Genomic DNA, 16,030 nt, shown 5'->3' with positions numbered 1-16,030 from the left:
GGAGGGCTTCGCCCCCCTGGACCCCCCCAACGTGCGGAGCACGTTTCGTTGTCGTCTTGCCTACGAAGTTGGGCCCGTCCGCATGGCGGACGGGCCCTCTTCTTGGTGGTGATTCAGGCGCGCTGGCCTTATCGCCCCGTTGCTCGGTCTTACCGTGCGCGGCGGGCTAGGCGTTCTGGGTCCAGGATCAGGACGCTCTTGCCTTCCAGGCGGAGCCAGCCGCGGTGGGCGAAGTCGGCGAGTGCCTTGTTGACGGTCTCGCGGCTCGCGCCGACGTACTGGGCGATCTCCTCCTGCGTCAGGTCGTGCGTGACCCGCAGAATGCCGGCCTCCTGACTGCCGAAGCGCTGCGCGAGCTGCAGCAGCGCACGCGCCACCCGGCCCGGCACATCCGTGAAGATCAGCTCCGCGACCATGTTGTTCGTCCGCCGCAGCCTCCTGGCGATCACCCGCAGCAACTGCTCGGCGATCTCCGGGCGGGTCGAGATCCACTTGCGCAACGACGGCCTGTCCATCGTCACGGCGCGGACCTCGGTCACCGTCGTCGCACTCGACGTGCGCGGCCCAGGGTCGAAGATGGACAGCTCGCCGAACATGTCCGACGGCCCCGCGATCCACAGCAGGTTCTCGCGCCCGTCCGGCGACTTCCGGCCGATCTTGACCTTGCCGGAAAGGATGATGTACAGCTTGTCGCCGGGCTCGCCCTCAGTGAAGATCACGTGGCCACGCGGGAACTCCACGGTCTCCAAGGTCTGCGCGAGCGCCTCGGCCGCGGCCGGTTCCACCCCCTGGAAGATGCCCGCCCGGGCCAGGGTCTCGTCCACCTCGTGCCTCCTCATTGCTGGCGACCCGAACCCGAGGTGCGGGCACGTGTCGCCGATCACTTGCGTGCAGTCTAGGCCGTTCGGGCGAGATCGCCGCACGGCTCGCCGAATGGCCAGGCTGCTAACGCCCACGAGGGTGAGAACGATCTCGTCCGGACACCTCAGCTTAACCGGCGCCGACGGAGAGTCGCCGAGGGTGGTCGGAGGACTAGCTCCGCGAACGCTTCGGCCGCAGCTTGGCGGCCCTTCCGCCGAGCCTCCGCAACCGGAACAACTCGAGCGCGCGGCCGATCCCGTGACCGTAGAGTGCCCTGACTTCGTTGGGCCTCGCCTGCTCGAGGAACTCCTCGACTTCCTCCTCCTGCACGGCGACGTGCTTGAGGCGGCTTTCCACGCGCTCCATGGCCAGCGCGAAGAACATCATCACGAGCGGAACCGCTACTACGAACCAGACCGTCATCGACTTCAGATCCTCGCTTAAGTTGCTCGGTTCTCGCGCCAGGCCGGGGCGCGGCGTGTCGGCCACCGAGAGGTGCCCGACGAACCTTTCGTAGGCTATCGGGGTGCCTCCTGCCGTTCGCCGTGGACCCCGAAAGGGTGACGAAAGTCGGCTTGCTCTTGTTAGACGCGCGCGCCGCATGGTGCGTTGCCTCGCCGAGGCCTATCCCGACGCCCGCGCCGAGCTCGATTTCACCAACCCGCTCGAGCTGATCGTCGCCGTCGTGCTTTCCGCGCAGACCACCGATGTGCGCGTCAACCAGGTCACGCCCGCGCTGTTCGCGCGCTACAGGACCGCCGCCGACTACGCCGCCGCGGATCGCACCGAGCTCGAGGAAATGCTCCGCCCCACCGGTTTCTTCCGGGCGAAGGCCAACTCGGTGATGGGACTGGGCGCCGCGCTGGTCGAGCGCTTCGACGGCGAGGTGCCGCGCAAGATCGAGGAACTCGTCACACTTCCCGGCGTCGGGCGCAAAACCGCGAACGTCGTACTGGGCAACGCCTTCGACATCCCCGGCATCACCGTGGACACCCACTTCGGCAGGCTCGTCCGCCGCTGGGGCTGGACCAGGGAAGAAGATCCGGTCAAGGTCGAGCACGCGGTCGGCGAGCTGATCCCGCGCAAGGACTGGACGATGCTCTCGCATCGGGTGATCTTCCACGGCAGGCGCGTCTGCCACTCCCGTAAACCGGCGTGCGGGGCTTGCCCGCTCGCCCGCGACTGCCCCTCCTACGGCCTCGGGCCGATCGACTTCGAAGAAGCGGCGAAGCTGGTCAAAGGCCCGGAGCGCGATCACCTGCTGGCGATGGTGCAAGGGCAGTGACCAAGGCGACGAAATGGGCGCTCGTCATCGGCGTGCTGGTGCTCGGGGTGATCATCGCGGTGCTCCCCAGGGACAACGGCACGACGCGGAACGCGGCGGCGCCCGATTTGTCGCAGGCACGTGCCGCGGCGGCGCTGCCGCCCTGCCCGGCCGGAACCGGTGAAGTCGCGCAGCTCAAAGGTGTGCGGGCGCAATGCCTCGGCGACGGATCGACGGTGAATCTCGACACGGCGCTGGCCGGGGCGCCCACGCTCGTCAACTTCTGGGCCACCTGGTGCCAGCCCTGCAAGACCGAGCTGCCGGTGCTGAGCCAGTACGCCGCGCAGCCCGGCGCGGTGCGGGTACTGGCCGTGCAGGTCGACAGCTCGGAGGCCGACGGGCTGGCCCTGCTCAAGACACTCGGCGTGCATCTGCCGGCGGCGTTCGACGGCGAGGGCCAGACCGGTCCCGTGCGGACGGCGTTCAAGGTGCCCTCGAGCCTGCCGGCGTCGTACCTGGTCACCCGGGACGGACAGGTCCATTTCATCGAAAACCCACGCCTCTTCGACAACAGTGACGCGGTGCGCAAGGCCGTGGAGGAGTACTCGTGAGCGGTCCGCTGGTCGAGGCGGGTTCGGTCCCCGCGTGGTTGCGCCCGCTGGTCGAGGCCAGCGGGCGGGTCGACTCCAGCACGTTCACGAGATTCAGCCCGCCGGACAACGAGTACACCCGCTCTGCCGCCGTGCTGATCCTCCTCGGCGAAGGCCCCAGCGGCCCGGACGTCCTGCTGCTGCGCCGCGCCGACACGCTCGGCTCGCACGCCGGCCAGGTCGCCTTTCCCGGCGGCGGAGTCGAGGACGCGGACGACGGGGTCGTCTCCACCGCGTTGCGCGAGGCCGAGGAGGAGACGGGCGTCGACCCCATCGGGGTGCGGCCGGTCGCGATCCTGCCCGAGCTGTTCGTGCCGGTCTCGCGGTTCGCCGTGACACCGGTGCTCGCGCACTGGGAGAAGCCGTCCCCGGTGCACCCGGTCGACGCGGCCGAAACCGCCGCGGTGGCCAGGGTCGCGCTCAGCGATCTGGCCGATCCGGCGAACCGCTTCCAGGTTTCACGGCCGGGCATGAAATACCGCAGCCCGGTCTTCGTCGTCGACGGTTTGTTCGTCTGGGGCTTCACCGCCGGCCTGTTGTCGGTGCTGCTTTCCCTGGGTGGCTGGGAACGCGAGTGGGATCGCCGCGACGTGCGCGATCTTGACGTAGCGTTGCGCGATCACGAGAGGGAGACACGATGAACTGGGTCGACGTCCTGGTGATTGTGCTGGCGCTGCTGGCCGCGATCTCAGGTGCCCGGCAGGGCGTTGTCATCGCGTTGCCCGCGCTGGTCGGCGTGGTCGTCGGCGCCATCGCGGGCATCAAGCTCGCGCCGCTGGTGGTGGAGCTGTTCGAGAATCCGGCCGCGAAGGTCGCGTTCGCCGTCGCGACGGTGGTCTTCCTCGTGGCGCTCGGCGAAACGCTCGGGGTGTGGCTCGGCCGCCGGGTCAAGATGGCGATCAAGGACCGGTTCAACACCAGCAAGCTCACCGGGATCGACCAGACGCTCGGCGCGATCGTGCAGGGCATCGTCGTCTTCGTGGTGGCCTGGCTGATCGCGGTCCCGCTCACCGGGGTCGCTGCGCTGCCGGGGCTGGCCAAGGCGATCAACAACTCGGCCGTGCTCGGCGCGGTCGACAAGGCGATGCCGGCCGCCGCCGAAGGGCTGCCGGCCGACCTGCGGAAACTCCTTGACGCATCCGGGTTCCCGTCGGTGGTGGACCCGTTCCAGAAGACCCAGATAAACGAGATCGCGCCGCCGGACACGAGCCTGCAGACCAGCGCCGTCGTGCAGCAGCTGAAGGGCAGCGTGCTCAAGATCCGCGGCACGGCGTCGTCCTGCTCGCGCGCCTTGGAGGGCAGCGGGTTCGTCGTCGCGCCGCAGCGGGTGATGACCAACGCGCACGTCGTCGCGGGCACGGACGAGACGGCGGTCGAGACGTCGCAGGGCCGGTTGCCGGCGAGGGTCGTCTACTTCGATCCGCAGGTCGACGTCGCCGTGCTCGCGGTGCCGCGCCTGAACGCCACGCCGCTGACAGTGGCCTCCACACCGGGCCAGGCCGGCGACAGCGCGATCGTGCTCGGCTACCCGCTGGACGGCCCGTACACCGCGACGGCCGCCCGCATCCGCAACGAGATCACCTTGCAGGGCCCCGACATCTACGACTCGCGCACGGTGCGGCGAGACGTGTTCACGGTGCGCGCCCAGGTGCGCAGCGGGAACTCCGGTGGCCCGCTGGTGAACCCGTCCGGCCAGGTCATCGGGGTCGTGTTCGGGGCTTCGGTGGAGGACCAGGACACCGGATTCACCTTGACCGCCAAGCAGGTCAACCCGGTCATCGAGGAGGCGCCCGCGCTGAGCGCCCGGGTCAGCACGGGCTCCTGCGCGGCCTGAGCTACTGCTCGTTCAGGAACGCGATGAGCGCCTTGTCCGTGCGGGCCGGGTCTTCCAGGTGCGGGAAGTGGCCGATGTCCGAAAGGGACTCGAACCGCGACCGCGGCCCGAGCCATGGCGAGGAATCGCGGGCCGTCTCCGGCAGGACGCAGGTGTCGGCCGTGCCGTGGATCTGCAGCACCGACGCGGCGGGCCTGGTGCCGACGTCACTGGTGAAGCGCCTGCCTTCGCCGCGGAACTGCGCGCGGAACGCCCACCGGTAGTACTCCAGCGCGCTGTGCGCCACGCCCGGCACGAGCATCGCCTGCCGGAATTTCCGCATGGTGTCGGGAAAATCCCCGGCCGATGGCCAGGCTTCGCCGGACCAGGCGCGGACAAGTCGTTCCACCGCCGCCGCCTCGTCCGCGACCAGCCATTTCTCCGGGCGCATCGGTACCTGGAAGCGGAACAGGTGCCCCATCGCCCTGGCCTGGCTTTTGTGCTTGCGCCGCAACGGTGTTCCGGCGATCGCGGAGCGGAACGCCAGCGGATGCGCCCCGCCGAGCACGCTCACCGACGCGACGAACCGGGGGTGCAGTGACGCCGCCGTCCAGGCGAGCATCCCGCCCCAGGCATGCCCGACCAGATGCGCCCGGCGCTCGCCGAGCGAACGGATCAGGCCGGTCACGTCACCGGCGAGCGTCCACGCGTCGTAACCGCGCGGGGGCTTGTCGGAGTCGCCGTACCCGCGCAGATCGACCGCGACGACGCGGAACCCGGCGTCGGCCAGCGAGCGCAGCTGATGCCGCCAGGCCCACCAGAACTCGGCGAACCCGTGCAGCAGCAGCACCAACGGGCCGGTTCCGGCTTCGGCGACGTGCAACCGGATGCCGTTGGCGGACACGTCTCGGTGCGTCCACGGTCCGGCGAACCGGACGGTGGACGGATCGGGCGGCTCCACGGCTACGGGCCGGGCGTCAGCTGTGCTCGGGTACGGCCTCGCGCTTCGGCTTGAGCGCGGCCGCGGTGTCCTTGAAGCTGGTTATCGTGCGCTCCGGCGCCCGGATCTTCTTCAGCTTGCGGTACCCGAGGAGGCCGCAGATGCCGGCCACGACCAGCATCAACAGGAAGACGATGCCGAAGGCGGCCCAGCGCTTGAGCCATTCGGACAGCAGCTCTCCGAGGAAGAAAAAGAAGAAGAACGAGCTGTAGAGCGCGATCACCCCGGCGACGATGAAGAAGACGCTGCCTTTGACGCCCTTCTTGACCTCGCCGACGACCTCTGACTTCGCCAGCTCGACCTCGGCCCTGACCAGCGTCGACATGTGCTGGGTCGCCTGGCCGACGAGGCTGCCGATCGACTGGGCGCCATCGGCTTTGCCGTCGTCACCGGACAACGGGATGTAGGGCACGGCCCCGAGGCCGTCCGGGCCGTTGCGTTCGTGCTCCTGGCTGCTCACGGGGGCCATCGTGCCATGTGTCGTGGCGGGCGGCTCGGTCAGTCCTCCCGCGCGCCGTGCACTTTGTTGCGGCGCAGCAACACGGCGGCCCCGGCGAGCGAGGCGATCGCGGACGCCAGCAGCACCGCCGCCTTCGCCCGCTCGCTCGCCGCTCCGGTCAGCGCGAGATCGGAGATCAACAGGCTCACCGTGAACCCGACCCCGCCCAGCAGCGACAACGCCGCCATGTCCCGCCACCCCGTGCCACGCGGGCGTTCGGCGAAGCGGAGCCGGACGGCCAGCGCGGAGGCGCCGAGCAGTCCGGCGAACTTGCCGACGACCAGCCCGACGAGGATCGACAGCGGCAGCGCGGTGGTGAACACCTCGCCGAGCGAGTGCGCGTCGATCTCGATCCCGGCGGCGAACAGGGCGAACACCGGCACCGCGACCGCCGCCGACCACGGCTGCAGGCGGTGTTCCAGCCGCACCGCGGGCGCGACTTCTTCGCCGGGATCCGGCCGGACCCGCGTCAGCAGCCCGAGCGCCACGCCCGCGATCGTCGCGTGCACACCGGTTGTATGCACCGCGACCCAGGTGATCACCGCCAGCGGCACGTAGATCCACGCGGTCCGCACGCGTCGGTGTTGCAGCCAGGCGTAGAGGCCGAGCGCGGCGACGGCGACCGCGGCGGCGATCAGGTTGAAGCTCGTGGTGAACAACACGGCGATCAGCACGATCGCGCCGAGATCGTCGACCACCGCCAGCGAGAGCAGGAAGATCCGGGCGCTGCTGGGCAGGTTCGAGCCGGTGATCGCCAGCACTCCGAGCGCGAAGGCGATGTCCGTGGCCGTCGGGATAGCCCACGCGCGCTCGGCGCCCGGCGTACCGCCCGCGATCGTGAACGCGATGAGCGCGGGCACCACCATGCCGCCGATCGCGGCGAACACCGGCAACGCCGCGCGCTTCCAGTGGGACAGCTCGCCGACGACGAGTTCGCGCTTGAGCTCCAGCCCGGCGACGAAGAAGAACAGCGCGAGCAGCCCGTCCTTCGCCCAGTCCCCAATGGACAGGTCCAGATGCAGGAAATGCGGCCCCACCGGGAAATCCCGGATCGTCCGGTACACGTCGCCGAGCGGGGAGTTGGCCCAGACCAGTGCGACCGCGGCGGCGCCGAGGAGGATCAGGCCGCCGGTGGTCTCGGTGCGGAGGAAACGGACGAACTCGGCGGCGGCTCGCTGCACGGGCACTCCCTGGGGGAACGGTCGGTTCAGTCTTGCCGACCAGACTTCCCGGCGCACCTGCGGCCATTCTACCGGTACCCGTGCGGGCCAAGCCGAACGAAGTTCTAGTATGTGAATCGCCAACAATGTCTAGACCAAAGGACTGTCGGCGATGACGACCTCCACCGAGGCCAGAACGGACCGCAGGTTCTTCGGGCACCCACTGGCGCTCGCGAACCTGTTCGGCGTGGAGATGTGGGAGCGCTTCTCCTACTACGGGATGCTGGGCATTCTGCCCATCTACCTGTACTACTCCGTCGCCAACGGCGGGCTCGCGATGCCGGAGGCCACCGCCACCAGCATCGTGGGCGCGTACGGCGGGCTGGTCTACCTCTCGACCATCGCCGGGGCGTGGATCGCCGACCGGCTGCTCGGCGCCGAGCGCACGCTGTTCTACAGCGGCGTGCTGATCATGATCGGGCACCTCGCGCTCGCCGTGCTGCCCGGTTTCGCCGGCGTGGGCGTCGGTCTCGTGTGCGTCGCGCTCGGCAGCGGTGGGTTGAAGGGCAACGCGACCTCCGTCGTCGGCACGCTTTACGACGAGAAGGACGAGCGGCGCGACGGCGGGTTCAGCCTCTTCTACATGGGCATCAACCTCGGTGGCTTCATCGGTCCGCTGCTCACCGGGCTGGCCCAGAGCAACGTGGGCTTCCACCTCGGCTTCGGGCTGGCCGCGATCGGCATGGCGCTGGGCCTGACCCAGTACGCGATCGGCAGGCGGCACCTGCCGGATTCCGCGCGGACCGTGCCGAACCCGCTGCCCGCGAGCGGTCGGCTGCCGATGACCGGCGTGGCCGTCCTGATCGTCGTGGTGATCGTCGCCGCGGTGCTGACCGGGCTGGTGACCGCCGCGAACCTCTCCGACGTCGTCGTGTGGGTCGTCGCGATCGCCGCCGTCGTCTACTTCGCGGTGATCCTGACCAGCCGCAAGATCACGTCGCTGGAACGCAAGCGGGTGCTCTCGTTCATCCCGATGTTCATCGCTAGCGCCGCGTTCTGGTCGCTCTACCAGCAGCAGTTCACCGTGGTCGAGGTCTACTCGGACAAGCGGCTGGACCGGAACCTGTTCGGCTGGGAGATGCCCGTCTCGTGGGTGCAGTCGATCAACCCGGTGTTCATCATCCTGCTCGCGCCGGTGTTCGCGCTGCTGTGGACGAAACTCGCGCGGCGGCAGCCGTCGACGCCGATCAAGTTCGCGCTCGGCACGGCGATCATGGGCGTGGCGTTCCTGCTCTTCCTGCCGATGGAGGGCGGTGGCCCGAACAGCGCGCCGCTGCTCGGTCTCATCGGGATCCTGCTGGTGTTCACGATCGCGGAGCTGATGCTTTCGCCGGTGGGGTTGTCGCTGTCCACGAAGCTCGCGCCGGAGGCGTTCCAGACGCAGATGGTCGCGCTGTTCTTCCTCTCGGTTTCGCTGGGCACCGCGCTTTCGGGCTCGCTGGCCGAGTACTACAGCACCGACAACGAGGGCCCGTACTTCGGCATCCTCGGCGGTGTCGCGATCGTGATCGGCGTGCTGCTCGCGGTGTTCAGCCCGTTCGTCCGGAAGCTGATGTCCGGCGTCCGGTAACGGAATACCCGCGGGGCGTCGGTGTTGGTCACTGGTATGCCGAGTGCCGCGATGAACGAGCTGATCGACCGGTTCCGTGCCGTACGGGACGCGCCCGCCGGGCAGGAGCCCCCGCCGCTGGAGGAGATCCGCGCCGCGTTCGCCCCGGCAGGCCGGATCCACCCGGTCCCCGAAGACGTGCGGGTCGAAGAGGTCGACGCGGGCGGGGTGCCCGCGCACTGGCTGACCGCGCCGGGCGTAGACGCCGGCAAGGTTCTCGTGTACGTCCACGGCGGCGGGTTCATGGTCGGTTCGTTGCGCTCGCACGCCGAACTCGCCGCGCGGCTCGGGCGCGCTGCCGGCGCGCGGGTGTTGCTTCCCGAGTACCGGCTGGCGCCGGAGCACCCGTTCCCCGCGGCGCCCGAAGACGTCCGCACGGTGTGGCAGTGGGTTCGTGCACAGGGCGTGCCCGCGAGTTCGATCGTGCTCGCCGGCGACTCCGCGGGCGGCAATCTCGTACTCGGGCTGCTCATCGCGCTGCGGGACGCGGGCGAGGAGCTGCCCGCCGCGGCAGCGCTGCTGTCCCCGGGCACTGACTGCACCGGCGAGTCCTTCACCGACACCGACGACCCGATCTTCACCGTCGAACGGCTGCGTGCGCTGGTAGCCCCGTACGTGGGCGACGCCGATCCGCGCGACCCGCTTGTTTCGCCTTTGTACGCCGACCTCACCGGCCTGCCACAGCTGCTGGTGCAGGTGGGCACCGCGGAACTGTTGCTGGCCAACTCCGAGCTGTTCGCCGAAGCGGCGACCGCCGCCGGCGTCGACGTGACCCTGCATGTCGAGGAAGGCGCGCCCCACGTCTACCCGATCATGCTCGGTACCCCGGAGGCCGAGGCCGCCACCGCGCAAGCGGCCGAGTTCTTCCGTGCCGCGGTCGGCTAACCCGTCGCGACGCCGAACAACGTTCCGACGTAGTAGGTGACCAGCATCGTCAGCAGGCCGACACCGACGTTCCGCAGTACGGCCCGGCGGGCGCGCGCGTTGCCCAGCCGGGCGCTGACGTAACCGGTGATGAACAGGCCCGCGGCGACCGCGATCACGCACGCCCACACCCGCCACGAGACCGGCGGCAGCGCGATGGCCAGCAGCGGCAGCAGCGCGCCGACGGAGAACGACAGCAGGGACGCCCAGGCCGCCTGCCACGGGCTGGTCAGCCCGTCCGGGTCGATGCCGAGCTCGGCCTCGGCGTGCGCGCTCAGCGCGTCGTTCTCGCTGAGTTCCTTGGCCACCCGCGCGGCGAGCTCCGGGGAAAGCCCTTTCTCCTCGTAGATCTCGGCGAGTTCGCGTTCCTCGGCCTCCGGCATTGTTTTCAGTTCCTGTTTTTCCAGCCGGAGCATCGCGCGTTCGGTATCGCGCTGAGTGCTCACCGAGACGTATTCCCCGCCCGCCATCGAAAGCGCGCCAGCCACCAGTCCCGCTATTCCGGCCATCAGCACGGCGGTGCGGTCGGTGGTCGCCCCGGCGACCCCGACGACGATCCCCGCCGTCGACACGATCCCGTCGTTGGCGCCGAGAACCCCGGCACGCAGCCAGTTCAGCTTGCTGCCGAGCTTCTCGTGGTGCGGTTCGTGCGAGTGCGCCGAAGTGGCGTCCTGGGTTTCGGTCACGCCATTATTCAAACACAGTGACCGCCCGGTCGCCGTGTTATCTTCGTGGTACGAGAAAAGGCAAACCTCAGTTAGTTTTGCCTATCCTGAATGCTATTTTCCGGTGAACTCCGGGAGCCGCCGCACGCGATAACCGAGGCCGATCGAGGCCCCGGTCTCCGGGTCGCCCAGCTCCACGCGCCACTGCCCGGCGAACTGGTCGGCACCGGGCCGCATCGGGATCGTGCCGGACAGCAGTGCCACGCCCTCGGTGCGCAGGCCGTGTCCGGTGAGGAATTCGAGCCAGTACTGGGGGCTGAGTAGTTCGGCCAGCGTGCCGTCCTGGATCAGGGTTTCGCCGGCCCACGCGCGCAGAGTCAGTGTGTCGATCCGGTCGGCGACGTCGGTCAGCCGCCAGGCGTTGCGGGCGAGCACGTCCGGGCCGGCGTTCTTGCTCCACGCCACGCCGTGCACTTCCAGCGCGCGATCGGTGTGATCGCAGGCCGCGGTGAGCAACACGTCCTCCGGTCGCGAGCCCGTCACGAGCAGCGCCCATTCGGCCTCGCCGGAGGTGCGTCCGTGCTGGGCGGGCACCTCGTCGGTCTGCATCGCCAGGTACGGGGCGATGGGGTAGACGGCGGGGGTCGAGTCGGGCGCGGGCACGCCGAGCTCGGCCAGTTCGGCGACGTGCGCGGCGACGTCCTCTTGGTTGCGCCCGGCGTACCCGCCGTTGAGCAGCGTGTGCACGCTGACGGCGGCCTCGGCGCCGTCGGGTAGGCGAAACCGCAGCTCGGGAGGTGTCGTCATGTCGTGCTCTCCGTTTCCGAGGTAACCCAGTTCTTACAACCGGGACCCGCGACGGTGTTCGGCCACCAGTTCTTCCCCGGCGGAGATCCGCTGGTCAGCACGATGGCCGCCTTCTCGACATATGCGGTCGGCTACCTGTCACGGCCGCTCGGCGGGTTCGTCTTCGGCAGGCTCGGCGACGTGCTCGGCCGCAAGCGCGTCCTGGTGACGACGCTGCTGCTCACCGGCATCAGCACGTTCCTGATCGGTCTGCTGCCGACGCACGAGGCCGTCGGCGGCCTGGCCGCGGTGCTGCTCGTGCTGCTGCGATTCGCGCAGGGTGTCGGCATCGGCGGCGAGTGGGGCGGTGCGGTGCTGCTGTCCAGCGAGTTCGGCGACCCCGCCAAACGGGGGTTCTGGGCTTCGGCGGCGCAGGTCGGCCCGCCCGCGGGCAACCTGCTCGCGAACGGCGTCCTCGCCGTGCTGTCCGTCTCGCTGACCGAAGCGCAGTTCGACTCCTGGGGCTGGCGCGTGGCCTTCCTGCTGTCCGGCGCACTCGTCGCGTTCGGCCTGTGGATCCGGCTGAAGCTGGAGGAAACGCCGGTGTTCCGCCGCATCGCCGCGACCGGCGAGCGGCCGCGGGCGCCGATCTCGGAGGTGTTCCGCACCGAAAAGCGGGCGCTGCTGGCGGCCATGTTCGTGCGCGTGTGCCCGGATGTGTTGTACGCGTTGTTCACGGTGTTCGTGCTGACCTACCTGACCCAGCAGCTGCACATGTCACGCGGCGCGGGACTCGCCGCCGTGATGATCGGGTCGGCCTGCCAGCTGGTGCTGATGCCCGCGTTCGGCGCACTGTCCGACCGGATCGACCGGCGCCGGCTGTACCTCGTCGCCACCATCGCCGCGGCGGCATGGCCGTTCGTGTTCTTCCCGCTGGTGTCCACGCGCTCGTTCGCCGCCGTGCTGATCGGCGTGGTGATCGCGTTGGTGATCCACGCGGCGCTGTACGGGCCGCAGGCGGCGCTGGTCACCGAACAGTTCTCGGAGCGACTGCGCTACACCGGCAGTTCGCTAGCTTACACCCTCGCCGGGATCATCGGCGGAGCCGTGGCGCCGCTGCTGTTCACGAGCCTGCTGGCCGGGTTCGGCACCTGGCTCGCCCTCGCTCTGTACGTGCTGGTGGCGGGCGTTGTCAGCGTGATCGGGGTGGCGCTGGCGCGCACCGCCACCGAGCCTGCCGAGGTGAACGACCAGGTCACCTCGCGGTGAGCTGGGTGTTCAGGGTGGTCGTGTGGTGGTGGTCGATCGCCGCCATCGCCGCGGGCAGCGCCCGCACCTCCAGGGCCTTGAAGATCGCGTAGTGCTCGGCCAGCACCCGCTCCTGGCGCCCGCTGGAGCGGGCCAGGGCGTTGAGCCCGGCGCGCATCTGCCGGGCGCGCAGCGAGGCGTACGTCTTGCTCAGCATCGAGTTGCCGACGCTGTCGATCAGCACGCTGTGGAAGTGGTGGTCGAGCTCGATGAACTCCTTGGCGTGCGCCGGGTCCTCGAACCGCTTTTGCTCCTCCATCGCCGCGCGCAGTTCGTCCTCCGGGACGTTGCCCGTCTCGATGGCCCGCTGCGCCGCGTACCGCTCCAGCACACCCCGCAGCTCGAACAGCTCGCGCAGGTCACGGCCGCTCAGCGGGGCGATGTACGCGCCCCTGTTCGGCACCAGCTGGACGAGCTCTTCGGACGCCAGCTGCAGCAGCGCCTCCCGGACCGGCGTCCGTGAGACGCCCACCTGCTCGGCCACGTCCTGCTCGCTGACGAAGGCGCCTTCCATCTCGGGGTCGGCCAGTACCGAGCCCTTCAGGAACCGGTAGGCCTTGTCACGGCCCGAGGACGGGGCCTTCGTCGTGCCGGGCATCCCGGATACTCCCTCCATACACGTTGTATACAGATCGTACTCAGGGCTGTCCCGTTACAAACGGAACGCCGGGGCGGATGCCTGATCGAGTGAGCATCCGCCCCGGCGAGTCTGTGGCGCGATATCGAGTGTAGGTCAGCTGTCCAGCTCGGCGAGCGCCTGCTTCGCTTCCTCCAGCTCGGCCTCGAGGGCGGCGACCTTGGCTTTCTGCTGCTCACGGGCCTGGTTGATGACCTCGTCGATCGGCGTCGCGAGGTCCTCGTGCAGCTCCTTGACCGCACGGGACACGGCGGAGGCGGAGATCGCCAGGCCGCGAGCCACCCAGGTGCTGCCGTGCTTGAGTTCCGCCTGCCAGTCGCCGTCGGCCGTGCCGGTGACCGTGAGGGTCAGCTCGACGGTGCGGGTCTTGCGGGCGGTCGCGCCCTTGGCGCGGCCGCGCTTCGGCTTCGGGGCCTCTTCGGCCTGCCCGGCCTCGGCGGGCTCGGACTTCGTGGCTTCGGTGGCCTCGGTCTTCGCGTCGGCGGGCTTCTCCTCGTCGGCGGCCTGCTCCTGCGGGGCGGTCGTGGTGTCCAAGCTCATTGCGGGTGCGGTCTCCCTCGTTGTGGGGTCCGGCTACGACGTCCGGAATCCTAGAACACGTGTTCGACTTTGGGAATAGTGGGTTCCCGGACTCAGATTGTGCGGGCGGCGGCCACCCCGGGCCCGGTTGGGGGTGCGCTCACTCGCACGGGTGGACGCGGATGGGGGTGGGCCGACGCGCCACGTTACAGATCTGCACTCGATCGAGTGTAGTGCCCGATTTTTCCCGAGCTTGGGAAATGGTGCGTTTCCGCAGGTGGCGGGCTTGAGCGTGAGCTACCCGATAGTTGATCACCAGAACGAGTTGCTGATAGCTCTTTGGACAGACGCCCCTGCGGTGCCACATGTCTTCGGGGAGACACGGCGCGGCGGATTCTCTGTCCGAAGTAGTCTCGAGGATTGGTAGATGCAGAAAACTGCGGTTTCGCGCGCCCGGAAATTGTTCGCGGTCGCCGGTTTTTCGATTCTGGTTGCCTGCACTTCCGCGTGCGCCGGAAATGATTCTCCGGAGGTCGCGCCCGCGGCCGTCAGTCAGGAGGATCTCACCCAGCTGCCGGAGGCGAACACCTTCGCCACGGTCACCGGCGCGCCCACCGACCCGCAGCCGGGAGCCGGTGCGAGCGCGGGCAAGGTGCTGCACCCGAAGAGCGATCTGGTGGTGTACGCGAGCGTCGGCGGCAAGCCGATCGCCAAGCTGCCCGCGATCCAGATGGGCTCGCCGACCTGGGTTCCGGTCGTCGCGGAACAGGACGACTGGGCGGAAGTGCTGCTGCCGACGAGGCCGAACGCCTCGGCGGGCTGGATCCACGTCCCCGAGGGAACGGCCGAGCCCGCGCAGAACGACTACGCCATCAACGTCGACCGCGCCTCGTTCACGTTGCAGATACTGGAAAACGGCAAGCAGATCGGGAAGTGGACGATCGGCACCGGCAAGCCGGAGCACCCCACCCCGGCCGGGCGCGCCTACATCATCGCCTCCATCGAGGAGTCCAAGAACACCTACAGCCCCATCGTGCTCCCGCTGAGCTATCACTCGGACTCGCTGGAGACCTTCGGCGGCGGGCCCGGCACCGTCGGCCTGCACACCTGGCCGAACGACAGTTTCGTCGGACAAGCCAACAGCGACGGCTGCATCCGCGTTCCGCAGGACGCGCTGGACCAGCTCGTCAAAATGCCGCTCGGCACCATCGTCAACATCGTCTGACACCGCCGGGCATTCACAGAACAATTCCATGAAAGGTGATTTCTTGTCCAGAAAGAAGGCTGTTGCCGGCGGAATCGGCGCGTTGTCCGCGCTGCTCGTTTCAGGGGTGCTGCTGGCCCCCGCCGCCGGCGCGGCGACCGCTGCCGGTTCGGGCGTGAACTCCGCGTTCGCGATCTCCGCCTCGGGCCTGCTCACGATCAAGGAAACCCCGTCGGTCGACGACTCCGACGGGTTCTCCCAGGAGTCGCTGGCCAAGCTCGACCTGCCCGCGAACCTGGTCTCGCTGCACGCGTTGAACGCGCAGGCCGGCGCCGACAGCGCGCGGGCCAGCGTCGCGGACGTGTCCGTCGGCCTGGGTGTCGGCAAGCCGCTGCTGGAGGCTTCGGCGATCGAGGCCCAGTGCGACGGGACCAAGGCCTCGTCCTCGCTCGCCAAGGCGAAGATCGGCGACGTCAAGCTCGACGTGGCCGTCCCGGCGAACACCGGTGTGACCGTGCCCGGCGTGCTGTCCGTGACGCTGAACAAGCAGGTCACGCACAAGGACGGGTCGGTCACCGTCACCGCGATCTCGATCAACGTCGACAACATCCAGAAGATCGACATCGCCTCGGCCACCTGTGCGCCGGGCGACGACGGTGACGGCGGCGGCGAAACCCCGACCAGCACGAAGTCCAGCGAGCCGACGAAATCCACTTCGCACACCCCGACCTCGTCGAAGGGTGGCGGCTCGGGTTCCGGCTCCGGCGACAAGGCCACTTCGAGCGGGAAGGCGCCGACGCCGACCCCGGTGAAGGCGCACCTCGACGTCACCGGCTGACCTTTGTGGACAGACGAATCGGCCCCTTCCCGAGGGAAGGGGCCGATTTCGTGTCAGATCAGCCGCTCAGTCTTCGCCCTTGCCCGACTGGAGTCCGGACGAGATGAGGTCCATGACTGAGGAGTCGGCGAGGGTGGTGACGTCGCCGATGGCGCGGTTTTCCGCGACGTCGCGCAGGAGGCGGCGCATGATTTTCCCGGAGCGGGTTTTGGGGAGTTCGGGCACGACCATGA

Annotated in this window: 17 protein-coding genes and 1 pseudogene; 9 read left to right on the top strand and 9 right to left on the bottom strand. The window is 69.1% G+C overall.

What is annotated here, in order from left to right; all coding sequences use genetic code 11:
- Positions 1 to 149 precede the first annotated feature (149 nt).
- Together FPZ12_RS42905 and FPZ12_RS42900 are read right to left on the bottom strand one after the other, a co-directional pair.
- Complete coding sequence (locus FPZ12_RS42905; protein ID WP_091508361.1) at positions 150 to 824, bottom strand: Crp/Fnr family transcriptional regulator; 675 nt, start codon at positions 822 to 824, stop codon at positions 150 to 152.
- A gap of 208 nt (positions 825 to 1,032) precedes the next feature.
- A complete protein-coding gene (locus FPZ12_RS42900) occupies positions 1,033 to 1,284 on the bottom strand; it encodes a hypothetical protein (RefSeq protein WP_144758472.1) in 252 nt (83 codons plus the stop codon).
- A gap of 178 nt (positions 1,285 to 1,462) precedes the next feature.
- Here FPZ12_RS42900 and nth point away from each other — a divergent pair, with 178 nt between their 5' ends.
- Genes nth through FPZ12_RS42880 form a run of 4 tightly spaced genes read left to right on the top strand, consistent with a single transcriptional unit; the run spans position 1,463 to position 4,609 of the window.
- Positions 1,463 to 2,146, top strand: coding sequence for an endonuclease III (gene nth / locus FPZ12_RS42895; protein WP_144758469.1), 684 nt, complete (start codon positions 1,463 to 1,465; stop codon positions 2,144 to 2,146).
- Positions 2,143 to 2,736, top strand: coding sequence for a TlpA family protein disulfide reductase (locus FPZ12_RS42890; protein ID WP_144758466.1), 594 nt, complete (start codon positions 2,143 to 2,145; stop codon positions 2,734 to 2,736). Before nth ends, FPZ12_RS42890 begins: the two co-directional genes overlap by 4 nt.
- On the top strand, positions 2,733 to 3,416 hold the full coding sequence (locus FPZ12_RS42885; RefSeq protein WP_144758463.1) for an NUDIX hydrolase: 684 nt from the start codon (positions 2,733 to 2,735) through the stop codon (positions 3,414 to 3,416). Before FPZ12_RS42890 ends, FPZ12_RS42885 begins: the two co-directional genes overlap by 4 nt.
- Complete coding sequence (locus FPZ12_RS42880; protein WP_144758460.1) at positions 3,413 to 4,609, top strand: MarP family serine protease; 1,197 nt, start codon at positions 3,413 to 3,415, stop codon at positions 4,607 to 4,609. The genes FPZ12_RS42885 and FPZ12_RS42880 overlap by 4 nt, the downstream gene beginning before the upstream one ends.
- A 1-nt stretch (position 4,610) precedes the next feature.
- Here FPZ12_RS42880 and FPZ12_RS42875 read toward each other — a convergent pair whose 3' ends face one another.
- Genes FPZ12_RS42875 through nhaA form a run of 3 tightly spaced genes read right to left on the bottom strand, consistent with a single transcriptional unit; the run spans position 4,611 to position 7,268 of the window.
- On the bottom strand, positions 4,611 to 5,549 hold the full coding sequence (locus FPZ12_RS42875) for an alpha/beta fold hydrolase (RefSeq protein WP_144758457.1): 939 nt from the start codon (positions 5,547 to 5,549) through the stop codon (positions 4,611 to 4,613).
- 16 nt (positions 5,550 to 5,565) lie between these two features.
- Positions 5,566 to 6,048 (bottom strand): phage holin family protein, encoded by a 483-nt coding sequence (locus FPZ12_RS42870; protein WP_144758454.1) that lies wholly within the window; start codon positions 6,046 to 6,048, stop codon positions 5,566 to 5,568.
- Positions 6,049 to 6,086: 38 nt separating this feature from the next.
- Positions 6,087 to 7,268 (bottom strand): Na+/H+ antiporter NhaA, encoded by a 1,182-nt coding sequence (gene nhaA, locus FPZ12_RS42865; protein ID WP_144758451.1) that lies wholly within the window; start codon positions 7,266 to 7,268, stop codon positions 6,087 to 6,089.
- A 151-nt stretch (positions 7,269 to 7,419) separates the two neighbouring features.
- On the opposite strand from nhaA, the gene FPZ12_RS42860 reads away from it, so the two are divergent.
- Complete coding sequence (locus FPZ12_RS42860) at positions 7,420 to 8,877, top strand: peptide MFS transporter (protein ID WP_144758447.1); 1,458 nt, start codon at positions 7,420 to 7,422, stop codon at positions 8,875 to 8,877.
- 51 nt (positions 8,878 to 8,928) lie between these two features.
- Entirely contained in the window at positions 8,929 to 9,801 is an 873-nt protein-coding gene (locus FPZ12_RS42855) for an alpha/beta hydrolase (protein ID WP_166463097.1), read from the top strand.
- On the opposite strand, the gene FPZ12_RS42850 is transcribed toward FPZ12_RS42855, so the two are convergent.
- Positions 9,798 to 10,526 carry a VIT1/CCC1 transporter family protein gene (locus FPZ12_RS42850; protein WP_144758441.1) on the bottom strand — a complete coding sequence of 243 codons (729 nt, stop codon included), beginning with the start codon at positions 10,524 to 10,526 and terminating at the stop codon, positions 9,798 to 9,800. The genes FPZ12_RS42855 and FPZ12_RS42850 overlap by 4 nt on opposite strands.
- 93 nt (positions 10,527 to 10,619) lie before the next feature.
- Positions 10,620 to 11,312 (bottom strand): DUF2848 domain-containing protein, encoded by a 693-nt coding sequence (locus FPZ12_RS42845; protein WP_144758437.1) that lies wholly within the window; start codon positions 11,310 to 11,312, stop codon positions 10,620 to 10,622.
- Between the two features lie 48 nt (positions 11,313 to 11,360).
- Here FPZ12_RS42845 and FPZ12_RS42840 point away from each other — a divergent pair.
- Positions 11,361 to 12,560, top strand: a pseudogene (locus tag FPZ12_RS42840) (MFS transporter); the annotation flags it as partial.
- Here the strand turns inward: FPZ12_RS42840 and FPZ12_RS42835 are convergent.
- Positions 12,547 to 13,215 carry a GntR family transcriptional regulator gene (locus FPZ12_RS42835; protein ID WP_243770324.1) on the bottom strand — a complete coding sequence of 223 codons (669 nt, stop codon included), beginning with the start codon at positions 13,213 to 13,215 and terminating at the stop codon, positions 12,547 to 12,549. The pseudogene FPZ12_RS42840 and the gene FPZ12_RS42835 sit on opposite strands and share 14 nt — an antisense overlap.
- A 117-nt stretch (positions 13,216 to 13,332) precedes the next feature.
- Positions 13,333 to 13,776 carry a DUF6319 family protein gene (locus FPZ12_RS42830; protein ID WP_144758430.1) on the bottom strand — a complete coding sequence of 148 codons (444 nt, stop codon included), beginning with the start codon at positions 13,774 to 13,776 and terminating at the stop codon, positions 13,333 to 13,335.
- A 406-nt stretch (positions 13,777 to 14,182) separates the two neighbouring features.
- Between FPZ12_RS42830 and FPZ12_RS42825 the strand changes: the two genes are divergently transcribed.
- Positions 14,183 to 14,980 (top strand): L,D-transpeptidase, encoded by a 798-nt coding sequence (locus FPZ12_RS42825; protein ID WP_144758427.1) that lies wholly within the window; start codon positions 14,183 to 14,185, stop codon positions 14,978 to 14,980.
- A gap of 43 nt (positions 14,981 to 15,023) precedes the next feature.
- Positions 15,024 to 15,797 (top strand): choice-of-anchor P family protein, encoded by a 774-nt coding sequence (locus FPZ12_RS42820; protein WP_144758424.1) that lies wholly within the window; start codon positions 15,024 to 15,026, stop codon positions 15,795 to 15,797.
- The last annotated feature ends 233 nt before the right edge of the window (positions 15,798 to 16,030 follow it).

It is taken from the genome of Amycolatopsis acidicola, from assembly GCF_007713735.2.
GTDB lineage: Bacteria > Actinomycetota > Actinomycetes > Mycobacteriales > Pseudonocardiaceae > Amycolatopsis_E > Amycolatopsis_E acidicola.
The sequence above is the reverse complement of the archived record's forward strand: the minus strand, read 5'-3'. Positions and strand labels throughout refer to the sequence as shown.

Bases quoted from the DNA above. Each gene is read 5' to 3' on its own strand.
- FPZ12_RS42880 (WP_144758460.1), top strand. From the start codon at position 3,413: ATGAACTGGGTCGACGTCCTGGTGATTGTGCTGGCGCTGCTGGCCGCG.
- nth (WP_144758469.1), top strand. From the start codon at position 1,463: ATGGTGCGTTGCCTCGCCGAGGCCTATCCCGACGCCCGCGCCGAGCTC.
- FPZ12_RS42825 (WP_144758427.1), top strand. From the start codon at position 14,183: ATGCAGAAAACTGCGGTTTCGCGCGCCCGGAAATTGTTCGCGGTCGCC.
- FPZ12_RS42845 (WP_144758437.1), bottom strand. From the start codon at position 11,312: ATGACGACACCTCCCGAGCTGCGGTTTCGCCTACCCGACGGCGCCGAG.
- FPZ12_RS42830 (WP_144758430.1), bottom strand. From the start codon at position 13,776: ATGAGCTTGGACACCACGACCGCCCCGCAGGAGCAGGCCGCCGACGAG.
- FPZ12_RS42860 (WP_144758447.1), top strand. From the start codon at position 7,420: ATGACGACCTCCACCGAGGCCAGAACGGACCGCAGGTTCTTCGGGCAC.
- FPZ12_RS42855 (WP_166463097.1), top strand. From the start codon at position 8,929: ATGAACGAGCTGATCGACCGGTTCCGTGCCGTACGGGACGCGCCCGCC.
- FPZ12_RS42835 (WP_243770324.1), bottom strand. From the start codon at position 13,215: ATGGAGGGAGTATCCGGGATGCCCGGCACGACGAAGGCCCCGTCCTCG.
- FPZ12_RS42900 (WP_144758472.1), bottom strand. From the start codon at position 1,284: ATGACGGTCTGGTTCGTAGTAGCGGTTCCGCTCGTGATGATGTTCTTC.